The following is a 5,846-nucleotide window of genomic DNA, read 5'->3' on the forward strand; positions in this document are numbered from 1 at the left end:
CCATAGATGAAGCCGTCCGGGATCCGATGATCCGGCTGGTCATGAAAGCAGATGGCGTCGACCCGCGCGCCTTCGAAAGGATGCTGCGCTCGCTCGCCGATGCGCAGCACAGCGAGATGCCGTTGCTGCATTCGCTGGGAGAGCCCGGTGACGGGCGCGGCCAAAGGCTGTCCAGGGTTGCCAGCGCCTTCGGCAAGGCAAGAGCGGCCGGGGAGGCGTGTGTTTCGTGGTAAACTTTTTCATTCATCGTCCGATCTTCGCCTCGGCGATCGCCATCATCATGGTGCTCGCCGGGACGATTTGTTATTTCCTGCTGCCCGTCTCGCAATTTCCCGACATCACACCGCCGCAGGTCGTGGTCAGTGCTCATTATCCGGGCGCCAGCGCGCAGGTGGTGGCCGACACCGTGACGACGCCGCTGGAACAGCAGATCAACGGCGTGCAAGGCATGACCTACATGTCGTCGACGAGCTCCAATGACGGCTCCTCGACCATCACGATCACCTTCGATGTCGGCTATTCGCTCAGCACCGCCGCCGTCGACGTCCAGAACCGCGTCTCGCAAGCGGCCTCGTCGCTGCCGGCGATCGTCAATCAGGGCGGCGTTACGATCAAGAAACAGAATCCGAACTTCGTCCTTATCGTCAACCTGACCTCGCCCGACAGTTCGGTCGATCCGGTGGCGCTGAGCAACCTTGCCTATTTGCAGGTGGTCGATCCGCTGAAGCGGTTGCCCGGTGTCGGCGACGTGCAGATCTTCGGCGAGCGGCGCTATTCGATGCGCGTCTGGCTCGATCCGGACAAGCTCGCCAATCTCGGCATCACCGCCGTCGACGTCCAGAACGCTATTGCCGAGCAAAACGTCCAGGTGGCGGCCGGCAAGATCGGCCAGTCGCCGGCCCCGGCCGGCACCGCCTTCGAGATGCAGGTCAACGCCGTCGGCCGCTTGAGCGATCCCAAGGAGTTCGGCGACATCGTCGTGCGCGCCAACACCGACACCGGCTCGCTGGTGCGGCTGCGCGACGTCGCCCGCATCGAGCTCGGTGCGCTGCAATATTCATCGTCGGCCTTCTTCGGCAAGGATCCGACCGTGGTGCTCGCCGTCTACCAGATGCCCGGCTCCAACGCGCTCGATCTGCAGCAGCGCGTCAAGGACAAGATGCAGGAGCTGTCGGCCCGTTTCCCGAAGGGCGTCTCCTATGCGATGCACTACGACACGACCCGCTTCGTCTCGGCGTCGATGCATGACGTGCTGATCACGCTCGGTGAGGCGCTGGTCCTTGTCGTCGCCGTGGTGTTCATCTTCCTGCAGAGCTGGCGCACGACGATCATCCCGACCATCGCCATTCCGGTGTCGCTGGTGGCGACGCTCGTCGTCATGGAGATGCTTGGCTTCTCGCTCAACATGCTGAGCCTGCTCGGCATGGTGCTGGCGATCGGCCTGGTCGTCGACGATGCCATCGTGGTGGTCGAGAACGTCGAACGACAGCTGGAGGCCGGGCTGAAGCCACTGGCGGCGACCAAGGCCGCGATGGCCGAGGTCACCGGTCCGATCATCGCCACCACCGCCGTGCTGATGGCGGTGTTCGTGCCGGTCGCCTTCATTCCCGGCGTCTCCGGCAAGCTCTACAACCAGTTTGCGCTGACGGTGGCGATCTCGGTCGGCATCTCCGCCTTCAATTCGCTGACGCTGAGCCCCGCGCTTAGTGCCGCCTTCCTGCGGCATCGCCAGCCAACGCAGTTCGTGCTGTTCCGCTGGTTCAACACAGGCTTCGACCGGCTGTCGCATGCTTATGCGCACGGCGTGCGCATCCTCATCCGCTTGCGCTGGATCATGCTTGGCCTGTTTGCAGCCGGACTTGTCGCCACCTACTTCGTCTGGCAGCGCCTGCCCTCGACCTTCCTTCCGGTCGAGGACCAGGGCTACTTCTTCGTCGTCATCCAGCTGCCCGACGGCGCTTCACTGGAGCGCACCGACGCGGTGGCGCAAAAGGCGCGCGACATCCTGCAGGCGACACCCGGCGTCGACATCGTCGGCTCGATCAGCGGCCTGAACTTCCTGACCAGTGCGGCGCAGTCGAACTCGGCGGTCGAATTCGCCATCCTCAAGCCCTGGGAGGAACGCAGTCCCGACCAGAGCGCGTCGAAGCTCGTCGCCGATGTGCGCGGCAAGCTGCTGCAGATCCCGGAAGCCTTCGCGTTGAGCTTCGATCCGCCCTCGATCCCCGGGATCGGGACCACGGGCGGCTTCGAATTCGTCGTCGAGGATCTCACCGGCCGCGGCAGTTCAGCCCTCAACGACGCGACGCAAGCCGTGATCGCCGAGGCGCGCAAGCAGCCCGAGATCAATCCGCAGCAGCTGTTCTCGCCATTCTCGACCTCGACGCCGCAGTTCAACTACGACCTCGACCGCAGCAAGGCGAAACTGCTCGGCCTTAACCTGCCGGACGTCTTCAACACGCTGCAGATCTATCTCGGTTCGCTCTACGTCAACGACTTCAACCTGTTCGGCCGCACCTTCCGGGTGACCATCCAGGCCGACAAGGATGCACGTGCGGGCGCTGCCGACATTTCCCGGCTCTATGTGCGCAATGCCTCGGGCGGCATGGTGCCGTTGAGCACACTGGGCAAGCTCGTGCCGTTCGTCGGCCCCGAAACCGTGCCGCACTACAACAACAACGCGTCGGCCTCGATCAATGGCGGTGCCGCACCGGGCTTCTCCTCGGGCCAGGCGGTTGCTGCGATGGAACGGGCCGCCGCCACGGCACTGCCCAGGGATTTCGGTTTCGAATGGACCGGCATCACCTTCCAGGAACTCAAGGCAGGATCGATCGCGTCCGTCGTCTTCGGCCTCGCCATCGTCTTCGTCTTCCTGATCCTGGCGGCGCAGTATGAGAGCTGGGCGATGCCGTTCATGGTGCTGCTGGCAGTGCCGCTCGCCCTGTTCGGCGCGTTCGCGGTGCTGTGGGCGCGTGGCATGCAGATCGACGTCTACTCGCAGATCGGCTTCGTCATGCTGATCGGCCTGGCGGCCAAGAACGCCATCCTGATCGTCGAGTTCGCCAGGAGACGCCGCGAGGAAGGCCTCAGCATCGTCGACGCAGCGATGGAGGCGGCACGGCTGCGGCTGCGGCCGATCCTGATGACGGCTTTCGCCTTCATCCTCGGCGTGCTGCCGCTGATGTTCGCCACCGGCGCCGGTGCCGCAAGCCGTCAGTCGATCGGCACCACCGTCTTTGGCGGCATGGTGGCGGCCACCATCCTGTCGCTGGTGTTCGTACCGGTCTTCTACGCGGTCATCGAACAGCTGCGCGAACGCGGCGGCAATGACGAGCCCGCCGCTGACGAACACACTGAACCAACTGCCGAAACCGCCTTCCCTCCCCTGGCGGAAGCGGCCGAATAAGATTGGAGACTAATCATGCGTAAATGGAAAATCGCGTTGGGAACGGCTGTCGCGCTGGGTGCGATCTCGGTGGCCAGCGTCCATCTGCTCGACATGGGCAACGTCAGCCTCAATGCCGGCACCGCTGGTGCGGCGCCCGCCCCGGCGGCGTTCGTCATGCCGGTGCCGGTGGTCGGCGTCGTCAAGAAGACGATCCCGATCTACCTCGACTACGCCGCGCGGACGGAGCCGATCCGCAACATCACCTTGCAGGCCAGGATTCCGGGCTATCTGCAGGAGCAGGGCGCTGCCGACGGCGTCGACGTCCGCCAGGGCGATCTGCTCTACAAGATCTCGCCTGATGACTTCCAGGCGGCTCTCGACCAGGCGAAGGCGCAGGTGCAGCGCGACACCGCAACGCTCGACTATGCCCAGTCCAATCTCGGGCGCGGCACCGAGCTTGCGAAGAGCGGCTATCTCGCCAAGGACGGGTTCGACCAGCGCACCAGCACCTTGCGCGAAGCACAGGCGTCGCTGGCGCTCAACCAGGCGGCGGTCCGCACGGCCGAGCTCAATCTGAGCTATGCCGAAATCCGCGCGCCGTTCGCCGGACGCCTGGGTCGCAACCAGGCCTCGGTCGGGACGCTGGTCAGCGTTGCCGGCACCGTGCTCAACACGCTGGTGCAGCTCGATCCGATCTACGTCACCTTCAATCCGAGCGAGACGGACCTGGCTGAGATCGAGCAGGCTCGCGCGGCCGGTCCGATCGAGGTCGAGGTCCTGCTTCCCGGCGAGACCGAGGCCAGCCAGAAGGGCGAACTCACCTTCATCGACAATACGGTGGACCGTTCGACCGGCACCATCACGGCGCGGGCGACGATCGGCAACGGCAAGTTCACGCTGCTGCCGGGCCAATATGTACGTGTCCGGCTGCATGTGAAGCAGCAGGCCGATGCGCTGATGGTGCCGCAGACGGCGCTGGGCTCGAGCCAGCTCGGCAAATATCTCTACGTCGTCGGCAAGGGCAACACGGTCGACCAGCGGCTGGTTTCGCTTGGCCCGACCAGCGGCAGTCAGGTGGCGATCCTGACCGGCGTGGCCGAAGGCGATCAGGTGATAACAGGCAATCTGCAGAAGATCGGACCCGGAATGCCGATTTCTCCGCTGCCGGAAAAGCCGGCCACCTGAACACCCCCGTCAGGTCCGGCCTCAGCGCGGCGCCCCGACCTTCCCATAGGTCGCGGGCGCCGCTTTCGTGAGCAGCTCCACCAGGCCCGCGACATCGGCACGATCAGCCTTGGCCGGTGGCATGAACGCGCAGTAGGGATGCCCGAGGCGGACCGAGACGGGTGACAGCGCGATCAAGCGGCCCGCCTCCAGATCGGCGCGCGCCATGACCTGCTGACCAAGCGCAATGCCGAGACCCAGCCTCGCCGAGGTGATTGCCAGGCTGGACAGGCCGACGCGCCGCCCATGCGACGGGTCGGGCGAGCGACTGCCGCCGGATGCCGCGAACCAATCGGCCCAGGTCGGATGCGAGGCGTAGTTCGGTCCCCAATTGGTGTGGATGAACAGGCTTTCATGCAGGTCCGCCAGACCCGAATCGCCATTGCCGTGCCGGTGCCAGAATTCGGGCGCGCAGACCGGCAAGACATCATCATGGACAAGCCGGACGAGCTTCAATCCGGGATAGTGATAGTCGCCATAGCTGATGCGCAGGTCGATGTTCTGTCGCATCAGGTCGACCGGATCGTCCTCGACCCGGACATCGATCGCCATCTGCGGAAAGGCATCGAGAAGCACGGCGAGCTTCGGGGCCAGCCACAGTTCGGCCAGCGAAAACGGCACGCTGACGACAAGGCGCGTTCGCAAGCCACCTTCCAGCATGCGCCGGCCGATCGCTGCTATGTCGCCCAGCGCCCGCGCGGTTTGCGGATAGATGGCGTGGCCGGCGTCGGTCAGCGCGATGCGGTTGCCGCTGCGCACGAACAGCTGCTTGCCGAACCAGGTTTCGAGATTGCGTATCTGCTGGCTCACCGCCGCCGACGACACGCCAAGCTCGGTCGCAGCCAGGGTAAAGCTGCCGGCGCGCGCCGCGACCTCGAAGGCCTTGATCGCATTCAGCGGAGGCAGCCGTTCCACATCGATCTTCCCAAAGTTTTTCTTGGCCAATCCTAATTATTTTGCGCGTTGAGAGAAAGATTTTTTTGCCGTCTCATAGGCTCGGAAACTCGGAGCCCACGACCATGAAAGACATCCTCGATCTCGACCGCTATCCGCTCGACCGCGAAGGCAGCGCCGAATGGCAGCGCCTCGTCGACCAATCCGTCGCCGCACTCGAAGCCGACGGCATGTTCAACCTCGAGGGGTTTCTGCGGCCCGGCGTGGCTGAAAAGGCCGTGCGGGAAATCCAGCCTGTCATGGCTGCGCGCTCGCATGTGCACAAGTGGATGCACAACAT

General features: G+C 64.6%; 3 protein-coding genes and 1 pseudogene. 3 read left to right on the forward strand and 1 reads right to left on the reverse strand.

Annotated elements, in window-relative coordinates:
• Positions 1-226: 226 nt before the first annotated feature.
• Both ACXJ7R_RS22940 and ACXJ7R_RS22945 read left to right on the forward strand, forming a co-directional pair.
• Complete coding sequence (locus tag ACXJ7R_RS22940; protein ID WP_184871481.1) at positions 227-3,406, forward strand: multidrug efflux RND transporter permease subunit; 3,180 nt, start codon at positions 227-229, stop codon at positions 3,404-3,406.
• Between the two features lie 15 nt (positions 3,407-3,421).
• Positions 3,422-4,573 carry an efflux RND transporter periplasmic adaptor subunit gene (locus tag ACXJ7R_RS22945; RefSeq protein WP_457153848.1) on the forward strand — a complete coding sequence of 384 codons (1,152 nt, stop codon included), beginning with the start codon at positions 3,422-3,424 and terminating at the stop codon, positions 4,571-4,573.
• A 21-nt stretch (positions 4,574-4,594) separates the two neighbouring features.
• Here the strand turns inward: ACXJ7R_RS22945 and ACXJ7R_RS22950 are convergent, their stop codons facing one another.
• Entirely contained in the window at positions 4,595-5,527 is a 933-nt protein-coding gene (locus tag ACXJ7R_RS22950) for a LysR substrate-binding domain-containing protein (RefSeq protein ID WP_457153849.1), read from the reverse strand.
• 104 nt (positions 5,528-5,631) lie between these two features.
• Here ACXJ7R_RS22950 and ACXJ7R_RS22955 point away from each other — a divergent pair.
• Positions 5,632-5,846 (forward strand): annotated as a pseudogene (locus ACXJ7R_RS22955) (2OG-Fe(II) oxygenase); the annotation flags it as partial.

This window comes from Mesorhizobium sp. P5_C1, from assembly GCF_054049815.1.